This window comes from Streptomyces sp. NPDC002209, assembly GCF_042890265.1.
Lineage (GTDB): Bacteria > Actinomycetota > Actinomycetes > Streptomycetales > Streptomycetaceae > Streptomyces.
In genome coordinates this window covers 353,819-378,894 of sequence record NZ_JBIARX010000002.1, presented here as the reverse complement: position 1 = coordinate 378,894, position 25,076 = coordinate 353,819, and the positions used below count along the sequence as shown (strand labels likewise).

Here is a 25,076-nt window from a genome sequence, read left to right as displayed (position 1 = left end):
GGCGGCGGTTGCCCGAATGCGACCCAGCCATCCTCATCAGTACGGTATCCGCCGAACGGGTGAGTTTGGACCAGGACCCTCAGGTCACCCATCCGATGATCCGACAGGTCACCGCCCTGCGAACAGCCCTGTACCAGCCTTTTACCACCGGGTGTTGCGCCTGGCGTGCGCCCGCCCGTACGGCCGCACACCACGCATCCGTTCGCCCGGGCCAATTTCCCCGAACGCGTCCCGTCGTGTCGTTCAGGGGGTGTTACTCCGCTCCGGCGGCGCCGTCCACCGGGAGCGCAGCCTCGCGCGCCGCGTCGGGGCCCTGTTCGAGGAGGACCGCGAAGCCCGCGTCGTCGAGGACGGCCAGCTTCAGCTGCATCGCCTTGTCGTACTTGGAGCCCGGGTTCTCACCGACCACGACGAAGGAGGTCTTCTTCGAGACGGAGCCCGTCACCTTGGCGCCGCGGCTCTGCAGCGCCTCCTTCGCGCCGTCCCGCGTGTGGCTCTGCAGGGTGCCGGTGACGACGACGGTCAGGCCCTCCAACGGGCGCGGGCCCTCCTCCTCGCCGGAACCCTCCTCCTCCATCCGGACACCGGCCTCCCGCCACTTGCGCAGGATCTCCTGGTGCCAGTCCTCGGCGAACCACTCCTTCACCGAGGCCGCGATGATCGCGCCAACGCCGTCGGTCGCGGCCAGCTCCTCCTCGGTCGCCTGCTCGATCCGCTCGATCGAGCGGAACTCGCGGGCGAGCGCCGCCGCCGCGACCGGGCCGACGTGACGGATCGACAGGCCGTTGATCACGCGGGCCAGCGGCTGGCTCTTGGCTGCCTCGATGTTCGCCAGCATGGCCAGCGTGTTGGCCTTGGGCTCGCCCTCCTTGTTGGCGAAGAAGGTGACGACCTTCGGCTCCCCGGTCTTCGGATCGATCTTGGGCTGACCCGAGTCCTGATCCCGCACGTAGGACGTGATGGGGAGCAGCTGCTCCAGGGTGAGGCCGAAGAGGTCGCCCTCGTTCGCCATCGGAGGGACCGACGGCTCCAGGGGCTGGGTGAGCGCGGCCGAGGCGACATACCCGAAGTTCTTGACGTCCAGGCAGGCGCGGCCGACCAGATAGAAGAGCCGCTCGCGCAACTGCGCCGGACAGGTACGGGCGTTGGGGCAGCGGAGGTCGATGTCGCCCTCCTTCATCGGCCGCAGCGCCGTCCCGCACTCGGGGCACTCGGCCGGCATGACGAACTCCCGCTCGGTGCCGTCGCGCAGGTCCACCACGGGGCCGAGGATCTCGGGGATGACGTCGCCGGCCTTGCGCAGCACCACGGTGTCCCCGATGAGCACGCCCTTGGCCTTGACGACCTCCTGGTTGTGCAGCGTCGCGAACTCGACCTCCGAGCCGGCCACCGTCACCGGCTCCACCTGCGCGTACGGGGTCACCCGGCCGGTGCGGCCGACGCCGACCTTGATGTCGACCAGCTTGGTGTTGACCTCTTCGGGGGCGTACTTCCAGGCGATCGCCCAGCGCGGGGCGCGGGCCGTGGAGCCGAGGCGGCCCTGGAGCGGGATCTCGTCGAGCTTGACGACGACCCCGTCGATCTCGTGCTCCACCGAGTGGCGGTTCTCGCCGAAGTAGGCGATGAACTCGCGGACCTCCGCGAGCGAGGACACCGCCTTGTTGTGCCGGGCCGTGGGCAGGCCCCACTCGCTGAGCAGCTCGTACGCGTGGCTGAGCTTGTCGATGTCGAAGCCGGTGCGCGCGCCGATGCCGTGCACCACCATGTGCAGCGGGCGGGTGGCGGTGACCTTCGGGTCCTTCTGGCGCAGCGAACCGGCGGCCGCGTTGCGCGGGTTGGCGAAGGGCTTGTCGCCGGCCTCGACGAGCCGGGCGTTGAGCTCCTCGAACTTCTCCATCGGGAAGAAGACCTCGCCGCGGATCTCGACCAGCTCCGGGATCCGGTCGCCCTTGAGGCGGTCGGGGATCTCGGCGATGGTGCGGACGTTGGGCGTGATGTCCTCGCCGGTGCGGCCGTCGCCGCGGGTGGCGGCCCGGGTGAGGCGGCCCTTCTCGTAGGTGAGGTTGACGGCGAGGCCGTCCACCTTGAGCTCGCACAGGTAGTGGAAATCGGGGGTGTTGACGTCCCGGGCCACCCGCTCGGCCCAGGCCGCCAACTCCTCGTCGTCGAAGGCGTTGTCGAGGGAGAGCATGCGCTCCCGGTGCTCGACGGACGCGAAGTCCGTCTCGTACGCCCCGGCCACCTTCTGGGTGGGCGAGTCGGGCGTGCGCAGCTCCGGGTACTGCTCCTCCAGCGCCTCCAGCGAGCGCAGCAGCTTGTCGAACTCGGCGTCGCTGACGACCGGCTGGTCGTTCACGTAGTACCGGAAGCGGTGCTCCTCGACCTGCTCGGCCAGCAGCGCGTGCTGCTCACGCACCGCCGCCGGTACGGCCGTGCCGTCGCCGGCCTGCTTCTGTTCGGCTGCCATGCCGTGTCCTCCCGTGGCCCGTCTGTTCCGTCACTCAGGGTTGTCGGCGAGCGACCTCGCCGCCCTGACGCAGTGCGCCTGCACCGCGCGGGCGTACGCGGGCGAGGCGCCCGCCAGACCGCACGACGGGGTGACCACGACGGACTCCGCCAGAGTCCCCGGGGCCAGCCCCAGCCTGCGCCAAAGCTTCCTGACACCCATGACGCTACCGGCAGGGTCCGACAACGGGGCGTCGGTGCCCGGCACCACTCCGGCGAAGAGTTTCGTACCGCTTTCGACGGCCTCGCCGATGGCGTCGTCCTCGCGCTCGGTGAGCAAGGAGAAATCGAACGACACGCCCGTGGCGCCGGCCCGCCGGAGCAGCCCGAAGGGCACCTCGGGGGCGCAGGAGTGGACGACGACCTCGCCGTCGTGGACGGCGAACAGCTCGCGCAGGGTGCCCTCGACGACCTGCCGGTCGACGGCCCGGTACGTGCGGTACTTGCTCGCGGACCTCACGCGTCCCAGCAGCACCGCGGTCAGCGACGGCTCGTCGAGCTGGAGCACGATCTGGGCTCCGGGGATGCGCTTGCGGACGTCGGCCAGGTGGTCGCGCAGGCCCTCCGCGAGGGATCCGGCCAGGTCGCGGCAGGCGCCGGCGTCCTGGAGCACGGCCTCGCCGCCGTGCAGTTCGAGGGCGGTGGCCAGGGTCCACGGGCCGACGGCCTGGACCTTGAGCCTGCCCGTGTACCCCTGGGTGAACTCCTCGAGCGCGTCCAGGTCCTCCCCCAGCCAGGAGCGGGCCCGCTTCGAATCCCGGCCCGGGCGGTCGCTGATCCGCCAGCCGCTGGGCTCGACGTGGGCGTACATGTCGACGAGCAGCCCGAGGGAGCGGCCGATCATGTCCGCGCCGGGCCCGCGGGCGGGCAGCTCGGGGAGGTACGGGAAGTCCTCGAAGGACCCGGTGACGGTCTTGGCGGCCTCGCGGGCGTCGCCGCCGGGCAGGGACCCGATGCCGGTGGCGCTCGCGGTCATCGGCCGGGCCTGACGCTCAGGTCGTTGACCTCGGCGTCGCGCGGCAGGTCGACGGCCATCAGGATCGTGGTGGCGACGGACTCGGGGTCGATCCACTGGGCGGGGTCGTACTCCTTGCCCTCCTGCGAGTGCACCTTGGCCTGCATGGCGGTCGCGGTCCGGCCGGGGTAGACGGAGGTGACGCGGATGCCGTTGGGCTTCTCCTCGGCGCGCAGCGAGTCGGCGAGCGCCTTGAGCCCGTGCTTGGAGGCGGCGTACGCGCTCCAGTCGGCGTGGGCGGTCAGGCCCGCGCCGGAGTTCACGAAGACCACCGTGGCGCGGGAGGCGCGCAGGGTGGGCAGCAGCAGCCGCGTGACCTCGGCGGGGGCGATCAGGTTCACGTTGAGCTGCTGCTGCCAGGTCTTGGGGCGCAGCTCGCCGACGGGGCCGAGGTCGACGATCCCGGCGATGTGCAGGAGCGAGTCGATCCGCTCCGGGATGGGCTGCTTGGAGAAGGCCCACGACAGCCGGTCGGGGTCGGAGAGGTCGCCGACGAGCGCGCGGGAGCCGGGGTAGCGCTCGACGAGCTGCTTGCCGCGGGCGGCGTCGCGGGCGAGCAGGACGAGGTCGTCGCCGCGTGCGTGCAGCCGGGCGGCGACGGCGGCGCCGATGCCCGCGCCGGCACCGGTGATCAGGTGAGTAGCCATGCCGCCCATGCTCGCACCCCGTCAGGTCCCGGTGGCCTCGCGGTACGCCGCCCGGGCCGCCTCGCGGGCGGCGGCGGCCCGCCCGGCGGGGACGGCGGGGGCGAATCCGTCGCCGACCAGGATGTGCGGATGCGCCGCGACCAGTGCCGCCCGGGCATCGCCCCGCGGACCGGCCCAGCGTTCCAGGACCTGGTCCCGTACGTCGGCCAGCGCGGCGGCGCGGTCCGGCGCGGGCGGGGCGAAGCGGCCGCCGCAGGCCCGCTCGTGCTCGGCCCAGCGGTCCTCCCAGAACTCCACGGTCCAGCCGGGCCAGCGCGCGGCGAGTGCATCGGCGGGGACCGCGGGGGCGCGGGTGAGCCACCAGCCGATCCGGCGCCGCTCGGGGTCGATGTGGATCCCGGCGTCGGCCGGCAGCCGGTGGCTCCCGTGGTCGGGGGCGTCCCGGAGCCGGTCCAGCAGGGAGGGGCCCTCCTCGAGCGGGTGGGGGGCGACCCCGCCCAGGACGTGGCAGCGGTCCGGGCCGATGGTGACGACCGCCACGACCGGGTCGGGGTCGGTCAGTTCCTCGTCGTCGGGGTCGAGGGGCGCGGCGGTGTACAGGAGGGCGGTGCCGTCGTCCGCCGGTTCGGGAGCGAGGCGGAGGTGGGCGCGCAGGCCGGGCTGGCCGTCGTAGAGCCACCGCACCTCCCAGCCGGGCCAGGCGCACCGCAGCAGCTCCAGGGCGGCGGCCCGGGTGCGCAGGCCGGCACTGGGGCCCTCCTGGACGAAGAGCAGCAGGAGCTTGCGGGCGGGGTCGACGAGTACGCCGGCCTCGACGGCGTCGTCGGGGTACCAGCCCGCCTCCAGGGCGTGCCCCGCCAGGAAGGGCAGGGCCGCCTCGGGCCCGGCGAGCAGGTCGAGGTCGAGCCCGACGGCGCCGAAGGAGGAGCGGTGGCGGACCGGGCCGTCGGGGCCGACGATCACGAAGGTGGCGCGGTTGCCCATCGTCAGAGCCCCGCGGCTTCGCGCAGGCCCGCGGCCGTCTTCGCGGCGTCGTAACCGGGCGGGACGCCGTCCACCAGGATGACCTCGCCCGGGATGTGGCGGGTGCGCAGCGGGAGCAGGGCCCGGTAGGCCGGCGAGTCGTACCAGGCGCGTGCGCTCTCGATGTCGGGGAAGGCGATCACGACGACCGTGCCGGGCCAGGGTCCCTCCTTGACGTCGACCTCCGCCCCGTGCACGAGGAAGCGGCCGCCGAAGGGGTCCATCGTCGACTGGATCTCCTCGATGTAGCGGAGGATGTCCTCGTTCATCGTCTCGGGGCGTATGTGGCCGATGGCGTACGCGGTCATGGCGACCTCCACAAGTCCGGTTTTCAGCCGGGCCGTTGGCGGCCCGCTTCGCTGATTGAACCCTGACAGCACGGGGCGGGCGAATCGATTACCCCGGTGGTCATGACTCCGCGAGCGCGGGGCGGTAGGTCCGGCGGTAGGCGATCGGCGAGATGCCGAGGGCGGTCCGCATGTGCTGGCGCAGCGAGTTGGCGGAGCCGAAGCCCGCCCGGTGCGCGACCAGGTCGACCGGCAGGTCGCTGGACTCCAGCAACTGGCGGGCGACCTCCAGGCGTTGGACGGTGAGCCACTGCACCGGGGTCATGCCGACCTCGTCGCGGAACCGCCGGGTGAAGGTGCGCAGGCTCATCCGGGCGTGGGCGGCCAGTTCGGCCAGCGTGACCGGCTCGGCGAGCCGCTCCAGGGCCCAGGCGCGGGTGGCGGTGGTGGTGGCGACGGTGGGTTCGGGGACGGGCCGGTCGATGTACTGGGCCTGCCCTCCGTCGCGCCACGGCGGTACGACGCACAGCCGCGCGGCGCGGTTGGCGGCGGCGGTGCCGTGGTCGGCGCGGATCAGGTAGAGGCAGAGGTCGATGCCGGCGGCCACTCCGGCCGAGGTGAGGATGTCGCCGTCGTCGACGAAGAGCACGTCCTCGTCGAGGAGGACGCGCGGGAAGGCCCGCTGGAACTCCGGTGCGTGCGCCCAGTGCGTGGTGGCGCGCCGGCCGTCGAGCAGCCCGGCGGCGGCGAGCACCTCGGAGCCGGTGCAGATGGACACGGTCCGGGTGCCGGGCCGGATGCCGGCGAGGGCCTTGCCCAGGGCCGGCGGCAGGGGCTCGCCGCGCAGCAGCCCCGGCATGGCGTGGGTGGGCGGGACGATCACGGTGTCGGCCGCGGCGAGCGCCTCGGGGCCGGCCGTGACGCCGATGGTGAAGCCCGCGTCGCTGGCCACGGGCAGGCCGTCGGCGGTGCAGACGGTGACCTCGTACAGGTCGCCGCCGTCCTCCGCGTGGGCGTTGCCGAACACCCGGGACGGCATCCCGAGCTCGAAGGGGGCGACGCCTTCGAGGGCGAGTACGGCGATTCGATGCAAACCGGGCATGGCCAGATCCTGTCACATGGTGGCCGTACGGCCAACACCATGCGGGCCGGACGGCGGCCAAGCTGGTGTCATCGGCCGGGGAAACCGGTACGGAAAGCAATGAGGGAGACAGTTATGCGTGCCGTCGTCGTGAGCCAGTGGGGCGGACCCGAGGTTCTCACCGAGGTCGAGACGGAGCGGCCCGAGCCGGGCCTGAACGAGATCCTCGTACGGGTCCACGCGGCCGGCGTGAACCCGGTGGACTGGAAGACCCGGGCCAGCGGCGGCCTGATCTCCTGGGGCGAGGTCCCGATGGTCGGCTGGGACGTCTCGGGCACCGTCGAGGCGGTCGGCCCGGGCGTGACCCTGTACCGCGAGGGCGACGAGGTGTACGGCATGCCGAACTTCCCGCGCCAGGCGGGCGGCTACGCCGAGTACGTGGTCGCCCCGGCCCGCCACTTCGCCCGCAAGCCGGCCTCCCTGGACCACGTGCAGGCCGCAGCCCTGCCGCTGGCGGCGCTGACCGCCTGGCAGGCCCTGGTGGACACGGCCGGGGTCACGGCCGGGCAGCGGGTGCTGGTCCACGCGGCGGCGGGCGGGGTCGGCCACCTGGCCGTGCAGATCGCCAAGGCCCGCGGGGCGTACGTGATCGGCACGGCCAGCGCGGCCAAGCACGGGGTGCTGCGCGAACTGGGCGCCGACGAGGTGATCGACTACCGCACCACCGACTTCGAGGACGCCGTCACGGACGTGGACGTCGTGATCGACGCCGTCGGCGGGGACCACGGGCAGCGCTCGCTGAAGGTCCTCAAGCCCGGCGGGCACCTGGTGACCCTGCCCGGCCCGGACGGGATCCCGGCCGACCCGCAGGGCGTGCACGCCTCCTGGGTGCTGGTGGAGCCCGACCTCAAGGGGCTGGAGGAGATCGCGGCGCTGGCCGACAAGGGCCTGCTCCGTCCGCTGATCGACACGGTGCTGCCGCTGGAGCAGGCCGCCAAGGCCCACGAGATCGGCGAGCAGGGCCGGACCACCGGCAAGATCGTCCTCACGGTCGGCTAGCCGGCCCGGGACTCGGCCTCACACGGACGCGGCGGTGGCCCGGGTGGTCGTCGCGATGGTGGCGGAGCCGACCACGCGGGTGCCGTCGTAGAGCACGATCGCCTGGCCGGGGGCCACGCCGCGGACCGGCTCCGTGAAGCGGACCCGCAGCTCGCCGTCCACCAGCTCGGCGAAGACCTCCGTCTCGCCGCCGTGGGCGCGCAGCTGCGCCGTGTACGTGCCCGGGGCGGCGGCCGTGGAGCCGCACCAGCGGGGGCGGATCGCGGTCAGGGCGCTGACGTCGAGGGCCTCGGCGGGGCCGACGGTGACGGTGTTGTTCACCGGCGAGATGTCGAGGACGTAGCGCGGCTTGCCGTCGGGGGCGGGGTGGCCGATCCGCAGGCCCTTGCGCTGGCCGATGGTGAAGCCGAAGGCGCCGTCGTGGGTGCCGACCTTCTGGCCGGTCGCCTCGTCGACGATGTCGCCCTCGGACTTGCCGAGGCGGTTCGCGAGGAAGCCCTGGGTGTCGCCGTCGGCGATGAAGCAGATGTCGTGGCTGTCGGGCTTCTTCGCGACGGCCAGGCCGCGCTCCTCGGCCTCGGCGCGGATCTCCTCCTTGGTGGTGAGCGTGTCACCGAGCGGGAAGAGGGCGTGGGCGAGCTGCTTCTCGTCGAGGACGCCGAGGACGTAGGACTGGTCCTTGGCCATGTCGGAGGCGCGGTGCAGCTCGCGGGTGCCGTCCTCGTTCAGGACGACGGTGGCGTAGTGGCCGGTGCAGACGGCGTCGAAGCCGAGGGCGAGGGCCTTGTCCAGCAGCGCCGCGAACTTGATCTTCTCGTTGCAGCGCAGGCAGGGGTTCGGCGTGCGCCCGGCCTCGTACTCGGAGATGAAGTCCTCGACGACGTCCTCGCGGAAGCGCTCGGCGAGGTCCCAGACGTAGAACGGGATGCCGATGACGTCGGCGGCGCGGCGGGCGTCGCGGGAGTCCTCGATGGTGCAGCAGCCGCGGGCGCCGGTCCGGAAGGACTGCGGGTTCGCGGAGAGCGCGAGGTGGACGCCGGTCACGTCGTGCCCGGCTTCGACGGCGCGAGCGGCGGCGACGGCGGAGTCCACACCGCCGGACATGGCGGCCAGGACGCGGAGGGGGCGGACGGTGCGCGGCAGGTTCTGAGTCATAGCACCGTCCAGAGTACGGGGGAACCGCCCGGGGTCACAGCGCGTTATCGGGTGCAGGGGGTGGATCACATGGGGAGCAAGGTCGATGCTGCGCCGAAGGCGGCGCCGCGCAGGACCCGCCGGGCGGTGCTGTTCGGGGGGCTCGGGGTCTTCACGGCGGCGGCGATCGCCGGGCAGGACGAGCTGCGGCGCGCCTGGTGGCTGCTGCCGGGCGTGGGCAAGCCCCGCAAGGAGGGTGAGGTGGACCACGTGGGCGTGGGCTGGACGTCGGCCTCGCCTGCGAACTGGCGCATGGCGGACCGCCCCGAGGACTACCGGGTGGACCGGATCGTCATGCATGTCACACAGGGCAGCTTCGCGTCCTCGGTGGACGCCTTCAAGAACCCGTTCCACCGGGCGTCGGCGCACTACATCGTCGGCCAGGACGGCCGCATCGAGCAGATGGTGCGCGAGATGGACGTCGCCTTCCACTCGGGCAACCGCTCCATGAACGAGCGCAGCATGGGCATCGAGCACGAGGGCTTCGTGGACCGGCCGCAGGACTTCACGGAGGCGATGTACGCGGCCTCGGCCCGGCTGGCTGCCGACATATGCCGCAGATACGGCATACCGGTGGACCGTGCGCACATACTGGCCCACTCCGAGGTCCCGGGCACCGACCACACGGACCCGGGCCCCCACTGGGACTGGGACCGGTACCTGGGCCTGGTCCGCTCGGAGCTCGCGGCGGCCCCCGCCAAGTCCTCGGGGTGACGGGCTGCCGGGCTGCCCGGCCGGTGCGGTGGACCCTTCGGTCACGGCACCAGGGGGCACCCCCTAGCTGAGGCCTGCCGTACGGGCGCGCGCGACGGCCGGTCCGATGGCGGCGGCGACGGCCTCGACGTCCTCCTTGGTGGAGGTGTGGCCGAGGGAGAAGCGCAGCGTCCCGCGGGCCAGCTGGGGATCCGTACCGGTGGCCAGCAGGACGTGGCTGGGCTGGGCCACGCCGGCGGTGCAGGCGGAGCCGGTGGAGCACTCGATGCCCTGGGCGTCCAGCAGGAGCAGCAGGGAGTCGCCCTCGCAGCCGGGGAAGCTGAAGTGCGCATTGGCCGGGAGCCGGCCGTCCGGGTCCCCGCCGAGGACGGCGTCGGGCACCTCCCGGAGCACGGCGGCGACCAGTTCGTCGCGCAGCGCGCCGATCTCGGCGGCGAACCGCTCGCGCCGCTCGGCGGCGATCACCGCGGCCACCGCGAAGGCGGCGACGGCGGGCACGTCGAGGGTCCCGGAGCGCACGTGCCGCTCCTGGCCGCCGCCGTGCAGGACGGGCACGGGGCTCTGGTCGCGGCCCAGCAGCAGCGCGCCGATGCCGTACGGGCCGCCGACCTTGTGGCCGCTCACGGTCATCGCGGCGAGGCCGCTGTCGCCGAAGCGGACGTCGAGCTGGCCGAAGGCCTGGACGGCGTCGGAGTGCAGGGGGACCGCGAACTCACGGGCCACGGCGGCCAGTTCACGGACCGGCATGACGGTGCCGATCTCGTTGTTGGCCCACATGACGGTGGCCAGGGCCACGTCGTCGGGGTTGCGCGCGATGGCTTCGCGCAGGGCCTCGGGGTGCACGCGGCCGTAGCGGTCGACGGGGAGGTACTCGACCTGGGCGCCCTCGTGCTCGCCGAGCCAGTGGACGGCGTCGAGGACGGCGTGGTGCTCGACGGGGCTGGCGAGCACCCGGGTCCGGGCGGGGTCCTGGTCGCGGCGGGCCCAGTAGAGGCCCTTGACGGCGAGGTTGTCGGCCTCCGTGCCGCCCGCGGTGAAGACCACCTCGCTCGGGCGGGCGCCGAGTGCCTCGGCGAGGGCCTCGCGGGCCTCCTCGACGGTACGGCGGGCGCGGCGGCCGGCGGCGTGGAGGGAGGACGCGTTACCCGTGGCGGCGAACTGCGCGGTCATCGCCGCAGCGGCCTCCGGGAGCATCGGAGTGGTGGCGGCGTGGTCGAGGTAGGCCATGATCCCCCGATTCTACGAGTCCGCTCCACGGGGCCGGACCCCGCGGGGCCCGGCCCTCCCGCCGGCCCTCCCGCCGGGCCGCGCCCGGCAGCCGCCGGCCGGCCCGGAAGGGCCCGCCCGGCGGTCCTTGCCCGGACCCCGCTCGGGCCTCTGCCCCCGAACGGCCACCCCCCAAACCCGCCGGAGCCGTGTCCGGCGCGACCCGGCCGGAAGTCCCCGTTCCCCGCTCGGTCAGCGGGGGGCGCGGGCCAGCTGGCGGGACTGGGCCACCAGGCGGTCGGCGGAGTCCCAGACCTCGGCGTCCTCCTCCAGGAAGCCCCCGGCCAGGTTCCGGGTCGTGATGGAGATCCGCAGCGGGCCCGGAGCCGGGCGGTGGCGGATGTGGGTGGTGAGCTCGATGGTCGGGCTCCAGCCCATCAGGCCCAGGTCGAAGCAGGTCGGCGGCAGCGCGTCCACCGCGAGCAGCATCGAGAGCGGGTCCGCGTCGCGCCCGTCGGCCAGCTCGAACCAGGCCCGCATCTCGCCCTTCCCCGACGGCGCGCCGAGCGCCCAGCCCGCCGTCGCCGGGTCCAGCCGCAGCCGGAGCCGGTCCACGATCGCGTTGCTGCCCGGGATCGGGGCCGGACCGGCCTCCGGGCCGAGGCAGTCGGCGTAGGGCGGGATGACCGGCGGGACGGCCGTGGTGCGGACGTCGTCCGGGAGGGCGGCGAGGTCGCCGTACGAGGCGACGACCCGGATCCGCTCGATCTCGGCGCCGTTCTCGTCGTACTGGAAGAGGGAGGCCTGGCCGGTGGAGAGCGTGCGTCCCACCCGGACGACCTCGGTGCGGATCACCGCGGGGCCGGGTACCGACGAGGTCAGGTAGTGCGCGGAGACGGTGAAGGGGTCCGGGTGCGGCAGGGCCGCCGACAGCGCCCGGCCGACCAGGGCCAGCAGATAGCCGCCGTTGACGGCGGTGATGATCGTCCATCCGGCGGAGAGCTCCGTGTCGTACACCCCGGGCTCGCCCGCGCGGGCGGTGACGGTGGTGTCGCGGTCGAACTCGCTGTCGCCGATGGTTGCCTGGGCCGCTGCGTATGCCATGAATTCGACACTACAACGCGAAGCTACTAAGCGGTAGCTTTCCTTTGCTACGTGCTGGTTACGGCTCTTCGGCCACCGAGGAGCGTCGGTTCCAGGCCAGCGGGGCCCGCCAGTGGTAGCGCATGGCGAGGAGCCGGAGCACGAACGTGGTGACGATCGCGAGGGCGGTGGTCACGGCGTTGAGGCTCTCGAAGGCGATGGAGAGGGCCACCATCGCGGCGCCGACGATGGCGGGGACGGCGTACATCTCGCGGTCGCGCAGCAGCGACGGGACCTCGTTGGCCAGGACGTCGCGCAGCACGCCGCCGCCGACGGCGGTGGCCACGCCGAGTGCGGCGGACGCCGTGAGTCCGAGGCCGAACTCGTACGCCTTGGTCGTGCCGGTCACGCAGAACAGGCCGAGGCCTGCGGCGTCGAACACGTTGATGGCGCGGTTGATCCGCTGCACCTCGGGGTGGAGGAAGTAGACGATGACCGCGGCGATCAGGGGGGTCACGAAGAAGCTGAGCTCGCCGAAGGCGGCCGGCGGGACGGCGCCGATGACGAGGTCGCGGAAGAGGCCGCCGCCGAGGGCGGTGACCAGCGCGAGGACGCAGATGCCGAAGACGTCGAAGTTCTTGCGTACGGCGAGCAGGGCGCCTGCGGTGGCGAAGACGAAGATGCCGGCGAGGTCCAGGGCATGCTGGATCCCGGGCGGGAAGAGATCGTGGAGCACCGCCCCATTGTGCCGTTCGCCTGGCCGTCTGTTCGACTGGCCGGGCCCGGACAAGCCGGTGTCCCGGGCTCCGACCGCTACGCGGAGACCGGGACACCGGACGACGTGGGCCCGGTCACTCCGAGACCGTCACCACCGCATCCGCCGCGCCCGGCAGGGCCGGGTCGCCCGGGGCCTGGTCGGCGGCGTTCTCCGGGTGGTGGCAGGCCACCTGGTGGCCCGTGGCCAGGGCCAGCATCGGCGGCTCCTGCGTCGTGCAGACCTGCGTGGCCTTCCAGCACCGCGTGTGGAAGCGGCAGCCGGAGGGGGGCGAGATCGGCGAGGGCACGTCGCCCTTGAGCAGGATGCGCCCGCTCTTCGCACCGCGCCGGCGCGGGTCCGGCACCGGCACGGCCGACAGCAGCGCCTTGGTGTACGGGTGCATCGGGTTCTCGTACAGCGACTTGCGGTCGGTCAGCTCCACGATCTTGCCGAGGTACATCACCGCGATGCGGTCCGATACGTGCCGGATGACCGACAGGTCGTGCGCGATGATCACGTACGTGAGGCCCAGCTCCTCCTGGAGGTCGTCCAGCAGGTTCACCACCTGGGCCTGGATCGACACGTCCAGCGCCGAGACCGGCTCGTCGGCGACGACCAGCTTCGGCTTCAGGGCCAGCGCGCGGGCGATGCCGATGCGCTGGCGCTGGCCGCCCGAGAACTCGTGCGGGTAGCGGTTGTAGTGCTCCGGGTTGAGGCCCACCAGCGACAGCAGGCGCTGCACCTCCGCCTTCAGGCCGCCCTCCGGCTGCACGCCCTGCAGCTTGAACGGGGCGCTGACGATCGTGCCGACCGTGTGCCGCGGGTTCAGCGAGCCGTACGGGTCCTGGAAGATCATCTGCACGTCGCGGCGCATCGGCCGCATCGCGGAGACCCCGAGGTGCGTGATGTCGCGCCCCTCGAACTCGACCGTGCCGCCCGTGGGCTCCAGCAGGCGCGTGATCAGGCGGCCCATCGTCGACTTGCCGCAGCCGGACTCGCCGACGACGCCGAGCGTCTCACCGCGCCGGACGTCGAAGTCGATGCCGTCCACGGCCTTGACGGCCCCGACCTGCCGGCGCAGCAGCCCCTTGTTGATGGGGAAGTGCTTGACCAGGCCGGTCACCTTCAGCAGCGGTTCCTCGGAGGCGTCCGCCGTCTTCTTCATGTCGGTCACAGCTTCGGCGCAATCTCTTCGGTCCAGATCCGGGTCCGCTCCTCCTGCGACATGTGGCAGGCGGACCAGTGCCGGCTGTCGTCCTCGGTGAGCTCGGGCCGCTGGGTGCGGGTGATGCCGCCCTTGGGGATGTCGGCGTACGGGCAGCGCGGGTTGAAGGCGCAGCCGCTCGGGATGTTGATGAGGCTGGGCGGCGAGCCCTTGACCGGGATCAGCCGCTCGGTCTGCTCGCGGTCGATGCGCGGCATGGAGCCGAGCAGGCCCCAGGTGTAGGGGTGGCGGGGTTCGTAGAAGACCTTCTCGGCGGTGCCGCGTTCGACGCACCGGCCGCCGTACATCACGAGGATCTCGTCGGCCATCTCGGCGACCACGCCGAGGTCGTGCGTGATCATGATGACCGCGGAGCCGAACTCCTTCTGCAGGTCGCGGATCAGGTCGAGGATCTGCGCCTGGACGGTGACGTCCAGGGCCGTGGTCGGCTCGTCCGCGATGAGCAGTTCGGGGTTGTTGACCAGCGCCATCGCGATCATCGCGCGCTGGCGCATACCGCCGGAGAACTCGTGCGGGTACGCGTCCACGCGCCGGTGGGGCTCGGGGATGCCGACCCGGTCGAGCATCTCGACCGCGCGGGTGCGGGCGGTCTTCTTGTCGACGTCCTGGTGGGTCCGGTACGCCTCGATGATCTGCTTGCCGACCGAGTAGTACGGGTGCATCGCGGACAGCGGGTCCTGGAAGACCATCGCCATCTTGCGGCCGCGCAGCTTGCGCACGTGGTCCGCGTCGGCCCGTACGAGGTCCTCGCCGTCGAGCACGACCTGGCCCGAGATGTCCGGGCGGCTGCGGGCGTTGCCGGTGCGGTGCAGGCCCATGATGGCCAGCGAGGTCACCGACTTGCCGGAACCGGACTCGCCGACGATGCCGAGCGTCTTGCCGCGCTCGAGGTCGAAGGAGAGCCCGTCGACGGACTTGACCAGGCCGTCGTCGGTCGGGAAGTGCACCTTGAGGTCGCGCACCGAGAGGAACGCGGTGTCCTTGGGAGGTCCGGCCTGCTCTGGGACGAACGCGGGCCCGCCGGAGGTGCTCTCGCCGGAGGCGGTGGTGGGGTTCTCGGTCACGTCAGCCTCACGCGCGGGTCGATGACGGCGTACAGCAGGTCCACGATCAGGTTGGCCATCACCACGAAGAGCGCGGCGAGCAGGGTGACGCCCATGATCACGGGCAGGTCGCCCTGGCCGATGGCGGCCACGGCCGCCGTCCCCAGACCCTGGAAGTTGAAGGTCGTCTCGGTGAGCACCGCGCCGCCGAGGAGTCCGCCGAGGTCCAGGCCGAACATCGTGACGATCGGGGTGAGGGTGGAGCGCAGGGCGTGCTTGCGGATGACCACGCCCTCCTTGAGCCCCTTGGCGCGGGCGGTGCGGATGTAGTCCTCGCCGAGGACCTCGAGCATCGTGGCGCGGGTGATGCGGGCGTAGGTGGCGGCGAAGAGGAAGGCCAGGGTGATCCAGGGCAGGATCAGGGAGTTGAGCCAGGCCAGTGGATCCTCTGTGAACGGTTTGTAGTTGGACACGTCCAGCCAGCCGAGGCTGTAGACGAAGATCGCGGGGGCCACCATGCCGGTGAAGAAGATCGGCAGGGAGACACCGGCGAGCGCGCCGACCATGACGGTGCGGTCGATGGCGGTCCGGCGTTTGAGCGCCGAGACGACACCGGTCGCCACACCGGCGATCACCCAGATGACCGCTGCGCCGAGGGCGAGCGAGAGGGTGACCGGCATGCGGTCGACCATGGTCTCCCAGACGGGCGCCTCGGTCTTGAAGGAGTAGCCGAAGCAGGGGGCGGCGCAGTGGGTGACATCTGTACCGCCGTCGTAGTCGCGGCCGACGAAGATGCCCTTGACGAAGGTCAGGTACTGCTCGGAGATGGGCTTGTCGAAGCCCATCTTCACGCGGATGCCCGCCAGGGCGGTCTCGTTGGTCTCGCGGCCGGCGTACATCAGGGCCGGATCGCTGCCTGTGATCTTGGGGACCGCGAAGAAGATGCCGAAGGTGACCACGGAGACCACCAGCAGCGTGGCGACGACGTTGAACAGCCGCCGTATGAGGTAGACGAGCACTGCAGTCGGCCGCCCGGGGCGGGCGGCTGCCGTCCCTCGTGGGGACGGCAGCCGCCGCCTGCGGCCTTCACCTGCCCTTCGGACTAGCGCATGTGCGGTGAAGGCACTTGCCTGTTGTTACGTGACGACTCGACGACTCGACTACTTGGCGGCGATGCCGACGGTGGCCAGGTCGATCTTGCCCATGGAGTCGTTGAAGTAGACGTTCGTCAGACGCGGGTTGTGGTAGACGAAGGCCTTGTCGAAGTTGATGGGAAGGTAGAGGGCCTTCTCCATGACCTTCTTGTTGATGTCCGTGTAGAACGGAGCAGCGGCTTCCGGAGTCGCGGCGGCAGCAGCCGTCTTGAAGAGCTCGTTGATCTCCGGGTCGTTGATCATCGTGTAGTTGTTGTTGGCGTTGGGCTGGATGAACTTGCCGTCGACGAGCGGCTGCAGGAAGCCCGAGCCGGAGTTGTAGTCGGCGCCCCAGCCCATCACGATGATGCCGTAGTTCTTCTTCTTCACGTTCTCGGGCGAACCGATCGTGGAGGAGGAGAGCTTGCCGTCGTACTGGTCGATGGTGACCTTGATGCCGACCTTGGCGAGCGACGCCTGGAGGGACTCGGCGGTCTTCACCTCGGGGGCGCGGTTGTTGCGCACCGCGATGGTGGTCTCGAACCCGTCCGGCTTGCCGCAGGCCTTGAGGGCCTCCTTGGCCTTGGCCTCCTGCGGCTCGCCCTTGGTCAGGTTGTACGGGTCGTAGCCCTTGTCCGAACCGGGGATGCCGGGCGGCAGCATGTTCGCGCCGAGGTCACCGCTGGTCGGGCCGCCGCGGGCGGTCTGCAGGGACTTCGGGTCGGCCGCGTAGATGACGGCCTTGCGGCACTCGATGTTGTCGAACGGCGCGACCGTGGTCGGGAAGGCGAAGTAGCGGATGTAGCCCGTGAACGGGTTGTCCGCGTTCTTCTTCAGGTTCTCGTCCTTGAGGACCTTGTTCTTGCCGGCCTGCTGCATGCCCGTGCCGTCGATGGCGAGGTCGATGTCGCCCGACAGCAGACGCGCGTCCATGTCGTCCGGGTTGGTGGTCACCGTGAAGGAGACCTTGTCCGGCAGACCCTTGCGGATCGTGTCGGTCTTCGGGTCCCAGTTCTCGTTGCGGACGAAGGTCGCGCCCTTGCTCGCGGTGAAGCTCTCGACCTTGTACGGGCCGGTGGAGACCGGCTTGTTGGTGTACGTGGCGCCCGTGTCCTTGCCCGCCGGGACCGGCGAGGAGGACGGCATGGCCAGCAGGTAGCTGAAGTCGGAGTTGGCGCTCGCCAGGTTGAAGACGATCGTCTTGTCGTCCGGCGTCTCGACGGACTTCAGACCCATCTTGTTGGGGTCGGTGTCCTTGTACGGGCCGGGGTACTTCTGGCCCTGGTCGAGCAGGTCGATCAGGTAGGTGGGACCGCCGGACAGCACGTCCTGCGCGAAGACGCGCTCGATGCCGTACTTGAAGTCCTTCGAGGTGATCGGCGTACCGTCCTCGAACTTCACGCCGTCCTTGATCTTGAGGGTGTACGTCTTGCCCTCGTTGCTCAGGACCGGCAGGGCCTCGGCGAGGTCCGGGACGATCTTGCTGCCGTCCTTGCCCGGCTTGCTGTCGTACGCGAGCAGCTGGCGCACGTAGAGGCGCTGGATGTCCCACACGAAGCCGTAGTAGGCACGCGCCGGGTCGAGGTAGTCGACGTCCTGCGGCGACCAGAGCTTGAGCTCGCCGCCCTTGGCGTCCGAGGGGTTGACCATGGCGGTGGTCGCGGCGTTGAAGGCAGCGCCGCCACCGCCCTTGCCCTCGGACTTCTTGTCGCCGTCACTGCCACCGCACGCGGCGGTCAGGGACAGGGCAGCGATCACGGCGGTGATCGCGAATGCCTGCTTTCTGCGGATCACGTTGGTCCAACCTCCATAGGTGGGTGAATCGATGAAGCGGTTCAGCTGCCCTTGGGGTCGAGTGCGTCACGCAGCCCGTCCCCGAAGAGGTTGAACGCCAGGACGGTGATGAAGATCGTGATACCCGGGACCACCATGTACGCGGGGTCGTCCTGGTAGATGGGGATGGCGTCGGAGAGCATCTTTCCCCAGGAGGCGGTGGGCGGCTTGACGCCGGCACCGAGGAAGCTGAGGGCCGCCTCCGTAAGGATGTTGGTCGGGATGAGCAGCGTCGAGTAGACGAGGATCGGCGCGACCAGGTTGGGCAGCAGCTCCTTGATCAGGATGTAGCCGCGGCCGGCGCCGAGGCTGCGGGCGGCCTCGACGTACTCGCGCTCCCGGAGGGAGATCGTCTGGCCCCGGACGATACGGCCGATGTACGGCCAGCCGAAGAAGCCGATGACGACGATCAGTACGCCCATCCGGACGCCCGAACCCTCGAACCCCCAGAGGGAGTTGGGGACGACGGAGACCAGGGCGATGGTGAACAGCAGCTGCGGGAAGGCGAGCAGCAGGTCCATCAGGCGGCTGATGAGGCCGTCGACCCAGCCGCCGAGGAACCCGGCGAGCGCGCCGAGCAGGCTGCCTATCGTGACCGACACGAAGGCCGACAGGAAGGCGACGACCAGCGAGATGCGGGCACCGTAGACGATCCGGCTGAACACGTCGCGGCCGTTGGTGGGTTCGACGCCCAGCAGGAAGTCGGAGCTCATCCCGCCGAAGGAGCCGAGCGGTGTGCCCAGGTCCGGGTCGATCAAGTCCTCGTGGAACTCGTTGGGCGGGTGGCCCAGCAGGCTCACGATCTGCGGTGCGAAGACCGCCACCAGGATCAGGAAGATCACGACCACGCCGCCGGTCAGCGCGACCTTGTCGCGCTTGAGCCGCATCCAGGCGATGCGGCCGGGCGAGCGGCCTTCGATGGCCTTGGCAGGGACGTCGGCTACGGACACGGTTGCGGGTGTTTCCGCGCTCGTGTCATGCAGTGGTGCCGTCATCGTGGTGGGGACCCCTCTCGGCCGACGGGTTGCCGGCCCATGCCCGCCGCTGTGGCGGCGTTGGTGCGGAGTGGCGCTCGGAGTGCGTGGTGACACGCAGGACGCGTGCTGAAGTGCAGGAACTGCAGGAAGTGCGGGGCAGAGCCACAAGCGAAATGCATATGCCGAACCGGACTTCGCAGGACTGACCGGCTCTTGGGTGGGGAGTCTTCATCGGCGCTGCAATCAGCCGCCAGACCCGCAGATGAATGGATGCGCAACCGTGATGTGAGGGCCGAGTTCCCGTTATCCGGACTTCGCTCTCGCCTGAGCGGATCAAGACCGTCCGTTCGGTACGCAATCGGACATGGCGCCCAACTAGCGCTAGGAGCATGTCTTTTGGCTCCACAACAGCGATGAAATCCGGACAAGCCGAAGGCCGCAGGGAACGGTGGTTCCCTGCGGCCTCCGGCCGGTTCGATACGGCTGTCTCAGCGGCCGGGCAGACCTCGCCGGAGGTCGGCCCGCGCCGGGCTCAGTACGCGGGCGCCTGGCCCTCGCGGTCGTAGAAGGGGCGGCTCTGGGCGCGCAGCCACATCGCCACGGGGTCGTGCTCGTCCGCCAGCGCCACCGTGCACACCGGCACGCCCTCGGGGACGGCTCCGACCGACTGGCGCATCATCTCCCGTACGGATTCCAGCGCGGGCGCGGAGGCGTCGTACAGGTCGAGCCCGACCGCGAGGTACGGCGAGCCCAGCGAGGGCTGCACCCAGGCGCGGCGCAGCGAGCGGACGGCGGGGGTGCGGTGCGCGTGCTGGGTCAGCAGCCCGTAGAACTGCGGGAGCTCCAGGGCGGGCTCGGACAGCCGCAGCGGGCCGGCCGGCATCCGGTCGAGACCGGTGGCGATCCGGCGCAGGTCGGCCCAGGGGATGCCGAGGCCGCCGCCCTGGGCGTGCGGGTTGAGCCACAGGCCCCAGCGGTCCGGGTAGAGGGCGCGGGCGATGTCCCGGCCGGTCACCACCTCGTAGCCCCGGTTCCAGCCGCTGGCGGCCAGCTCCTGGGGGGAGGTCACGCACGGCGCATACCCGAGGCCCTCGACCTCCATGCCGCCGTACTGGGCGTCCGGGGAGCCCGGGCTGCCCTGCCAGAGCAGCATCCACAGGCGGCCCTCGGCAAGGGCGTGCAGAAGCGACTCATAGCTCTCGTAGCGCCCGGGAGTCACCTGGCGCATCATGTGCTCGAGCTGCCCGGCCGCGGCCGTGCCTGACGCACTCACCCGGTACTCCTTCTTCGTCTGCCCGTCGTCCCACCCGTATCCGCACCCAGCTTAAGCGGCCCTACGGGAGGTAGAAGGGGCGTACGCGCGTAACGATGAAGTCGACCACCGGGTCCTGCGCGGCGTCCAGGAGGATCAACTGCACGGGCCAGGGCGGCGGTACCCGGGTCAGGGCCCGGCCGAGGGCGTCCAGCGGGGCGCTGCGCATGTCGGGCTCCCATCCCAGCAGCCGGACTCCGATGTAGAGCTCCGGGGCCCCGCCCTCGACGCTGGCGAGGCAGCGGTGGGCGGCGGCGACCACGCCGGTGGCGCGGAACTCCTCGGCGGCGGCGGCCAGGAAGTCCACCGGGTCTTCCTGCCAGTCGGGCTCGTAGAGCCGGACGCGGCCGCCGGTGGCGGGGCCGTCGAGCGGGGTCCGGCCGGTGCGGCAGAGCGCCGCGACGGCGGGCGGGGGCAGCGGGACGCCGACGGCGCCCTCGGGGTTCACCGCGATGCCGAGCTGCGGGGGCAGGCCGCGGGCGAACTCGACGGCGGGGGCGACGGCGAAGTCCATGGCGGGGCCGGCGCAGGCGCGGAACTGGGCCTCGGAGCTGTAGACGGGGACGTACGCCGCCCCGTCGATCTCCATCGTGGGCAGCATGAGGCCGGCCCCGTCCGGGCCGCCGCCGGCGGGCAGGGGCACCCAGAGCAGGCTCCGGCCGAGCACCTCGACGATCCGGGCCCCGGCGTCCGCCTGCCCGAGCGCCGCCCCGAGCACCTGCTCCAGCTCGTTGTCCGGCCAGCCGCCGCCCTGCATGTACGCCTCCGCTGATTTCGCCCCACGCTGTCGGCCCGAGGTTAACGGCTCGGGCCCCGGCCTCTTGCGGGGGCTACGCCGAGTCCCGCCGGAACGCTATGCGGCTCACGGACGCGGCCGAGCCGCGGTCCAGCAGGATCGCCGACGTGCAGCCCGCGGGGAGGCGGCCCGATTCCGCCTCGCGCAGCAGGCGGGCCACCGCGCCGCGATGGCGGGCGAAGGCGTACGCCGACACCCCGCGGCCCCGCGCCGCCTGCCCGGACAGGGCCTCCTCGGGGGTGGTGTCCAGCAGCAGCAGGTGCAGCGCCCGGCCCCGCCGCCGCGCGGCCGCGGCCAGCAGGCTGCGCACCCAGCTCTGCGTCCCGCAGTCGTGGACCACCGCGGAGGCCCCGGAGCGCAGCGTCCGCCACAGTCCCCAGTAGTGCGCGCAGCGGACCAGCGGCCGGTACACCGCGTACGGCAGTGCCCGCGGCATGCGCCGCTCCCAGCGCTCGCGCACGTCCTGGGAGTCGATGCCGCCGCCCTCCGCGGCCCGCTTGATCAGCGTGCTCTTGCCGCCGCCCGGCAGGCCGGACACCACGACGATGTCCCCTTCGGCGAAGCCGAGCCACTGCGGTCCGTGCGGCCCCCGGCCGCGCAGGTCGCGCACGGGACCGCCGAGCGAGCGCGCCCGCCGCGCCGCCGGCACTTCCTCCACGGCTCCCGTCCCGGTCGCCGCCAGCACTCCGAATCTCCGCACAGTGATCGCCTTCCCCCATCGGGCCCGCAGGCCCTTCATGCCCACTGAGTGTAAAGAGACGGTAATCCGGCAGCGTCCGGTTCCGGCCTGCGCTTCCCGGCCGCCTCGCCGGTCCGTACGTTCTTCCGGGCCCGACCGCCCGATCACCCGGACGGCGTGCAATGATGTGCGCCATCTGGACCAACTGCATACCGGCCGCTTGAATCCGCGCGGGAGAGTCCCGGCAGGCCGCGAGGCCGTGCCCGGGCGCCGAAGGAGCAAGTTCCTCCCTTGAATCTCTCAGGCCCCGTACCGCGTGGATGAGGCAGATCTGAAAAGCGAGCCGCGCCGCCGTCCCTCACGACGGCATCCGCGTGCGCTCCACCCAAGGTGCAAGTCGAGGTTCCCCGGGTCCGACCGGGAACTCTCGGCGAACCTCTCAGGTTCCGATGACAGATGGGGAGGATCGTCCTCGTCATGTCATGCCCTGGGACCCGGGAGCCACACCCATGAGCACTGCCCCCCGCCTGACCGCCCTCGATGCGCTGCACCGCTCGCTCGGTGCGACCATGACCGACTTCGCGGGCTGGGACATGCCCCTGCGGTACGCCAGTGAGCGCGACGAACACAACGCCGTCCGCACCAAGGCCGGCCTCTTCGACCTGTCCCACATGGGCGAGATCACGCTGACCGGCCCGGAGGCCGTCAAGGCCCTGGACTACGCGCTGGTCGGCAACATCTCCACGGTCGGCGTCGGCCGCGCCCGCTACACGCACATCTGCCAGGAGGACGGCGGGATCGTCGACGACCTGATCGTCTACCGCCTGGGCGAGACCGAGTACATGGTCGTCGCGAACGCCTCCAACGCCCAGGTCGTCCTGGACGCCCTGACCGAGCGCGCCGCCGGCTTCGACACCGAGGTCCGCGACGACCGCGACGCGTACGCGCTGATCGCCGTGCAGGGCCCGGAGTCCCCCGGCATCCTCGCCTCCCTCACCGACGCCGACCTGGACGGCCTGAAGTACTACGCCGGCCTGCCGGGCACGGTCGCGGGCGTGCCCGCGCTGATCGCCCGTACCGGCTACACCGGCGAGGACGGCTTCGAGCTGTTCGTCGCCCCCGAGCACGCCGTCGAGCTGTGGCAGGCGCTGACCAAGGCCGGCGAGGGCGTCGGCCTGGTCCCGGCGGGCCTGTCCTGCCGCGACACCCTGCGCCTGGAGGCGGGCATGCCGCTGTACGGGCACGAGCTGACCACCTCGCTCAACCCGTTCGACGCGGGGCTGGGCCGGGTCGTGAAGTTCGAGAAGGAGGGCGAGTTCGTGGGCCGCGCCGCCCTGGAGGCCGCCGCCGAGCGCGCTGCCACCAACCCGCCGCGCAAGCTGGTCGGCCTGATCGCGGAGGGCCGCCGCGTCCCGCGCGCCGGCTTCCCCGTCGTGGCCGACGGACAGGTCATCGGCGAGGTCACCTCGGGTGCCCCGTCCCCGACGCTGGGCAAGCCGATCGCGATGGCGTACGTGGACGCGGCGCACGCCGCGCCCGGCACCTCCGGTGTCGGCGTGGACATTCGCGGTACGCATGAGCCGTACGAGGTCGTGGCCCTGCCGTTCTACAAGCGGCAGAAGTAACACCCGTACCCCGTACCGGCTCCCTACCGCCGTCGTACGGGCGCCGTACCGGCCGTCTCAGTACGCAAGACCACTGTTCGTATCCACTCCCCCGCATCCAGGAGAATCAGGTCATGAGCAACCCCCAGCAGCTGCGTTACAGCAAGGAGCACGAGTGGCTGTCGACCGCCGAGGACGGCGTCGCGACGGTCGGCATCACGGAGTTCGCGGCCAACGCGCTCGGTGACGTCGTCTACGCCCAGCTCCCCGAGGTCGGCGACACGGTGACCGCGGGCGAGACCTGCGGTGAGCTGGAGTCGACCAAGTCCGTCAGCGACCTGTACTCCCCCGTCACCGGTGAGGTCGTCGAGTCCAACCAGGACGTCGTGGACGACCCGGCGCTCGTGAACACCGCCCCGTTCGAGGGCGGCTGGCTGTTCAAGGTGCGCATCGCGGAGGAGCCGGCCGACCTGCTCTCCGCCGAGGAGTACGCCAAGCTCACCGCCGGTAACTGACCACAGGGGATCCTGATGTCTGTTCTGAACACCCCTCTCCACGAGCTCGACCCGGACGTCGCCGCCGCCGTCGACGCCGAGCTCGCACGCCAGCAGTCCACCCTGGAAATGATCGCGTCGGAGAACTTCGCTCCGGTCGCGGTCATGGAGGCCCAGGGCTCGGTCCTGACCAACAAGTACGCCGAGGGCTACCCCGGCCGCCGTTACTACGGCGGCTGCGAGCACGTCGACGTCGTCGAGCAGATCGCGATCGACCGCATCAAGGCGCTGTTCGGCGCCGAGGCCGCGAACGTCCAGCCGCACTCGGGTGCGCAGGCGAACGCCGCCGCGATGTTCGCGCTGCTGAAGCCGGGCGACACGATCATGGGCCTGAACCTGGCCCACGGCGGTCACCTGACCCACGGCATGAAGATCAACTTCTCCGGCAAGCTCTACAACGTGGTCCCGTACCACGTCGACGAGACCGGCGAGGTGGACATGGCCGAGGTCGAGCGCCTCGCCAAGGAGTCCAAGCCGCAGCTGATCGTCGCCGGCTGGTCCGCCTACCCGCGCCAGCTGGACTTCGCCGCCTTCCGCCGCATCGCGGACGAGGTCGGCGCGTACCTGATGGTCGACATGGCGCACTTCGCCGGCCTGGTGGCCGCGGGCCTGCACCCGAACCCGGTGCCGCACGCCCACGTCGTCACCACCACCACGCACAAGACCCTCGGCGGTCCGCGCGGCGGTGTCATCCTGTCGACGCAGGAGCTGGCCAAGAAGATCAACTCCGCGGTCTTCCCCGGTCAGCAGGGCGGCCCGCTGGAGCACGTGATCGCGGCCAAGGCGGTCTCCTTCAAGGTCGCGGCCTCGCCCGAGTTCAAGGAGCGCCAGGAGCGCACCCTGGAGGGCGCGAAGATCCTCGCCGCCCGCCTGGTCCAGGACGACGTCAAGGCCGTGGGCGTGGACGTCCTCACCGGCGGCACCGACGTGCACCTGGTCCTGGTCGACCTGCGCAACTCCGAGCTGGACGGCCAGCAGGCCGAGGACCGCCTCCACGAGGTCGGCATCACGGTCAACCGCAACGCCATCCCGAACGACCCGCGGCCGCCGATGGTCACCTCGGGCCTGCGGATCGGTACGCCGGCCCTGGCCACCCGCGGCTTCGACGCCGAGGCCTTCACCGAGGTCGCCGAGATCATCGCGCAGGCGCTGAAGCCCGCGTACGACAGCGAGGCCCTCAAGGCGCGCGTCTCCGCGCTCGCGGCGAAGTTCCCGCTGTACCCGACGCTCTAGCGACGGCTTGGGAGGGCCCGGCCTGGTGTCACACAGGGCCGGGCCCTTCCTGTGTGACACGAGCCATACCCGAGCGCCGTCCGGCGACCATCGCGGGCAGACGAAACGTTCACCTC

General features: G+C 71.5%; 23 protein-coding genes and 1 riboswitch. Of the genes, 5 read left to right on the top strand and 18 right to left on the bottom strand.

Annotation, left to right across the window (positions count from 1 at the left end; all coding sequences use genetic code 11):
* Positions 1 to 253: 253 nt before the first annotated feature.
* The 6 genes from ligA to ACFYXK_RS06575 all read right to left on the bottom strand — a co-directional run bounded on the left by ligA (position 254) and on the right by ACFYXK_RS06575 (position 6,579).
* A complete protein-coding gene (gene ligA / locus ACFYXK_RS06600) occupies positions 254 to 2,467 on the bottom strand; it encodes an NAD-dependent DNA ligase LigA (protein WP_389410093.1) in 2,214 nt (737 codons plus the stop codon).
* A gap of 30 nt (positions 2,468 to 2,497) precedes the next feature.
* Positions 2,498 to 3,481 carry a methionine synthase gene (locus ACFYXK_RS06595; protein ID WP_389410092.1) on the bottom strand — a complete coding sequence of 328 codons (984 nt, stop codon included), beginning with the start codon at positions 3,479 to 3,481 and terminating at the stop codon, positions 2,498 to 2,500.
* On the bottom strand, positions 3,478 to 4,167 hold the full coding sequence (locus ACFYXK_RS06590) for an SDR family oxidoreductase (protein ID WP_389410091.1): 690 nt from the start codon (positions 4,165 to 4,167) through the stop codon (positions 3,478 to 3,480). The genes ACFYXK_RS06595 and ACFYXK_RS06590 overlap by 4 nt, the downstream gene beginning before the upstream one ends.
* A 21-nt stretch (positions 4,168 to 4,188) precedes the next feature.
* Positions 4,189 to 5,151 carry a hypothetical protein gene (locus ACFYXK_RS06585; protein WP_389410090.1) on the bottom strand — a complete coding sequence of 321 codons (963 nt, stop codon included), beginning with the start codon at positions 5,149 to 5,151 and terminating at the stop codon, positions 4,189 to 4,191.
* Positions 5,152 to 5,153: 2 nt separating this feature from the next.
* Positions 5,154 to 5,498 (bottom strand): DUF1330 domain-containing protein, encoded by a 345-nt coding sequence (locus ACFYXK_RS06580; RefSeq protein ID WP_389410089.1) that lies wholly within the window; start codon positions 5,496 to 5,498, stop codon positions 5,154 to 5,156.
* A 100-nt stretch (positions 5,499 to 5,598) separates the two neighbouring features.
* Positions 5,599 to 6,579, bottom strand: a complete 981-nt coding sequence (locus ACFYXK_RS06575) for a GlxA family transcriptional regulator (RefSeq protein WP_389410088.1) — start codon at positions 6,577 to 6,579, stop codon at positions 5,599 to 5,601.
* A gap of 114 nt (positions 6,580 to 6,693) precedes the next feature.
* Here ACFYXK_RS06575 and ACFYXK_RS06570 point away from each other — a divergent pair, with 114 nt between their 5' ends.
* A complete protein-coding gene (locus tag ACFYXK_RS06570) occupies positions 6,694 to 7,617 on the top strand; it encodes an NADP-dependent oxidoreductase (protein WP_389410087.1) in 924 nt (307 codons plus the stop codon).
* An 18-nt stretch (positions 7,618 to 7,635) separates the two neighbouring features.
* Here ACFYXK_RS06570 and mnmA read toward each other — a convergent pair whose 3' ends face one another.
* The gene (mnmA, locus tag ACFYXK_RS06565) at positions 7,636 to 8,772 is read right to left on the bottom strand and encodes a tRNA 2-thiouridine(34) synthase MnmA (protein WP_389410086.1); all 1,137 of its coding nucleotides are present in this window, start codon (positions 8,770 to 8,772) and stop codon (positions 7,636 to 7,638) included.
* A 69-nt stretch (positions 8,773 to 8,841) separates the two neighbouring features.
* On the opposite strand from mnmA, the gene ACFYXK_RS06560 reads away from it, so the two are divergent.
* On the top strand, positions 8,842 to 9,525 hold the full coding sequence (locus tag ACFYXK_RS06560; protein ID WP_389410085.1) for an N-acetylmuramoyl-L-alanine amidase: 684 nt from the start codon (positions 8,842 to 8,844) through the stop codon (positions 9,523 to 9,525).
* Positions 9,526 to 9,588: 63 nt separating this feature from the next.
* On the opposite strand, the gene ACFYXK_RS06555 is transcribed toward ACFYXK_RS06560, so the two are convergent.
* The 11 genes from ACFYXK_RS06555 to ACFYXK_RS06505 form a co-directional block, all read right to left on the bottom strand.
* Positions 9,589 to 10,752, bottom strand: coding sequence for a cysteine desulfurase family protein (locus ACFYXK_RS06555; protein ID WP_389410084.1), 1,164 nt, complete (start codon positions 10,750 to 10,752; stop codon positions 9,589 to 9,591).
* Positions 10,753 to 10,983: 231 nt separating this feature from the next.
* Positions 10,984 to 11,835 (bottom strand): thioesterase family protein, encoded by an 852-nt coding sequence (locus ACFYXK_RS06550; RefSeq protein ID WP_389410083.1) that lies wholly within the window; start codon positions 11,833 to 11,835, stop codon positions 10,984 to 10,986.
* A gap of 58 nt (positions 11,836 to 11,893) precedes the next feature.
* A complete protein-coding gene (locus tag ACFYXK_RS06545; RefSeq protein WP_383520965.1) occupies positions 11,894 to 12,550 on the bottom strand; it encodes a trimeric intracellular cation channel family protein in 657 nt (218 codons plus the stop codon).
* A 115-nt stretch (positions 12,551 to 12,665) separates the two neighbouring features.
* On the bottom strand, positions 12,666 to 13,736 hold the full coding sequence (locus tag ACFYXK_RS06540; protein ID WP_389410248.1) for an ABC transporter ATP-binding protein: 1,071 nt from the start codon (positions 13,734 to 13,736) through the stop codon (positions 12,666 to 12,668).
* A gap of 5 nt (positions 13,737 to 13,741) precedes the next feature.
* On the bottom strand, positions 13,742 to 14,758 hold the full coding sequence (locus ACFYXK_RS06535) for an ABC transporter ATP-binding protein (RefSeq protein WP_389410247.1): 1,017 nt from the start codon (positions 14,756 to 14,758) through the stop codon (positions 13,742 to 13,744).
* A 98-nt stretch (positions 14,759 to 14,856) separates the two neighbouring features.
* Entirely contained in the window at positions 14,857 to 15,858 is a 1,002-nt protein-coding gene (locus ACFYXK_RS06530) for an ABC transporter permease (protein WP_383520960.1), read from the bottom strand.
* A 141-nt stretch (positions 15,859 to 15,999) separates the two neighbouring features.
* Entirely contained in the window at positions 16,000 to 17,766 is a 1,767-nt protein-coding gene (locus tag ACFYXK_RS06525; RefSeq protein WP_389410082.1) for an ABC transporter substrate-binding protein, read from the bottom strand.
* 41 nt (positions 17,767 to 17,807) lie between these two features.
* A complete protein-coding gene (locus tag ACFYXK_RS06520) occupies positions 17,808 to 18,800 on the bottom strand; it encodes an ABC transporter permease (protein ID WP_383520955.1) in 993 nt (330 codons plus the stop codon).
* A gap of 514 nt (positions 18,801 to 19,314) precedes the next feature.
* Positions 19,315 to 20,055 (bottom strand): enhanced serine sensitivity protein SseB C-terminal domain-containing protein, encoded by a 741-nt coding sequence (locus tag ACFYXK_RS06515; RefSeq protein ID WP_383520952.1) that lies wholly within the window; start codon positions 20,053 to 20,055, stop codon positions 19,315 to 19,317.
* 61 nt (positions 20,056 to 20,116) lie between these two features.
* Entirely contained in the window at positions 20,117 to 20,851 is a 735-nt protein-coding gene (locus ACFYXK_RS06510; protein WP_389410081.1) for an enhanced serine sensitivity protein SseB, read from the bottom strand.
* Between the two features lie 73 nt (positions 20,852 to 20,924).
* On the bottom strand, positions 20,925 to 21,596 hold the full coding sequence (locus ACFYXK_RS06505) for an AAA family ATPase (RefSeq protein WP_389410246.1): 672 nt from the start codon (positions 21,594 to 21,596) through the stop codon (positions 20,925 to 20,927).
* A gap of 194 nt (positions 21,597 to 21,790) precedes the next feature.
* Positions 21,791 to 21,894: riboswitch (glycine riboswitch) on the top strand.
* Between the two features lie 184 nt (positions 21,895 to 22,078).
* Between ACFYXK_RS06505 and gcvT the strand changes: the two genes are divergently transcribed.
* From gcvT to glyA, 3 genes are all read left to right on the top strand, one after another.
* On the top strand, positions 22,079 to 23,194 hold the full coding sequence (gene gcvT, locus ACFYXK_RS06500) for a glycine cleavage system aminomethyltransferase GcvT (protein WP_389410080.1): 1,116 nt from the start codon (positions 22,079 to 22,081) through the stop codon (positions 23,192 to 23,194).
* A gap of 113 nt (positions 23,195 to 23,307) precedes the next feature.
* On the top strand, positions 23,308 to 23,688 hold the full coding sequence (gcvH, locus tag ACFYXK_RS06495; protein ID WP_389410079.1) for a glycine cleavage system protein GcvH: 381 nt from the start codon (positions 23,308 to 23,310) through the stop codon (positions 23,686 to 23,688).
* A gap of 15 nt (positions 23,689 to 23,703) precedes the next feature.
* Positions 23,704 to 24,960 carry a serine hydroxymethyltransferase gene (gene glyA, locus ACFYXK_RS06490; RefSeq protein ID WP_301366366.1) on the top strand — a complete coding sequence of 419 codons (1,257 nt, stop codon included), beginning with the start codon at positions 23,704 to 23,706 and terminating at the stop codon, positions 24,958 to 24,960.
* Positions 24,961 to 25,076 lie beyond the last annotated feature (116 nt).

Coding starts and splice junctions, on each gene's coding strand:
- ligA (WP_389410093.1), bottom strand. CDS start 2,467: ATGGCAGCCGAACAGAAGCAGGCCGGCGACGGCACGGCCGTACCGGCG.
- ACFYXK_RS06555 (WP_389410084.1), bottom strand. CDS start 10,752: ATGGCCTACCTCGACCACGCCGCCACCACTCCGATGCTCCCGGAGGCC.
- ACFYXK_RS06510 (WP_389410081.1), bottom strand. CDS start 20,851: ATGCAGGGCGGCGGCTGGCCGGACAACGAGCTGGAGCAGGTGCTCGGG.
- gcvT (WP_389410080.1), top strand. CDS start 22,079: ATGAGCACTGCCCCCCGCCTGACCGCCCTCGATGCGCTGCACCGCTCG.
- ACFYXK_RS06570 (WP_389410087.1), top strand. CDS start 6,694: ATGCGTGCCGTCGTCGTGAGCCAGTGGGGCGGACCCGAGGTTCTCACC.
- ACFYXK_RS06590 (WP_389410091.1), bottom strand. CDS start 4,167: ATGGCTACTCACCTGATCACCGGTGCCGGCGCGGGCATCGGCGCCGCC.
- ACFYXK_RS06520 (WP_383520955.1), bottom strand. CDS start 18,800: ATGACGGCACCACTGCATGACACGAGCGCGGAAACACCCGCAACCGTG.
- ACFYXK_RS06550 (WP_389410083.1), bottom strand. CDS start 11,835: ATGGCATACGCAGCGGCCCAGGCAACCATCGGCGACAGCGAGTTCGAC.
- ACFYXK_RS06580 (WP_389410089.1), bottom strand. CDS start 5,498: ATGACCGCGTACGCCATCGGCCACATACGCCCCGAGACGATGAACGAG.
- mnmA (WP_389410086.1), bottom strand. CDS start 8,772: ATGACTCAGAACCTGCCGCGCACCGTCCGCCCCCTCCGCGTCCTGGCC.
- ACFYXK_RS06575 (WP_389410088.1), bottom strand. CDS start 6,579: ATGCCCGGTTTGCATCGAATCGCCGTACTCGCCCTCGAAGGCGTCGCC.
- glyA (WP_301366366.1), top strand. CDS start 23,704: ATGTCTGTTCTGAACACCCCTCTCCACGAGCTCGACCCGGACGTCGCC.
- ACFYXK_RS06560 (WP_389410085.1), top strand. CDS start 8,842: ATGGGGAGCAAGGTCGATGCTGCGCCGAAGGCGGCGCCGCGCAGGACC.
- ACFYXK_RS06595 (WP_389410092.1), bottom strand. CDS start 3,481: ATGACCGCGAGCGCCACCGGCATCGGGTCCCTGCCCGGCGGCGACGCC.
- gcvH (WP_389410079.1), top strand. CDS start 23,308: ATGAGCAACCCCCAGCAGCTGCGTTACAGCAAGGAGCACGAGTGGCTG.
- ACFYXK_RS06540 (WP_389410248.1), bottom strand. CDS start 13,736: ATGAAGAAGACGGCGGACGCCTCCGAGGAACCGCTGCTGAAGGTGACC.
- ACFYXK_RS06585 (WP_389410090.1), bottom strand. CDS start 5,151: ATGGGCAACCGCGCCACCTTCGTGATCGTCGGCCCCGACGGCCCGGTC.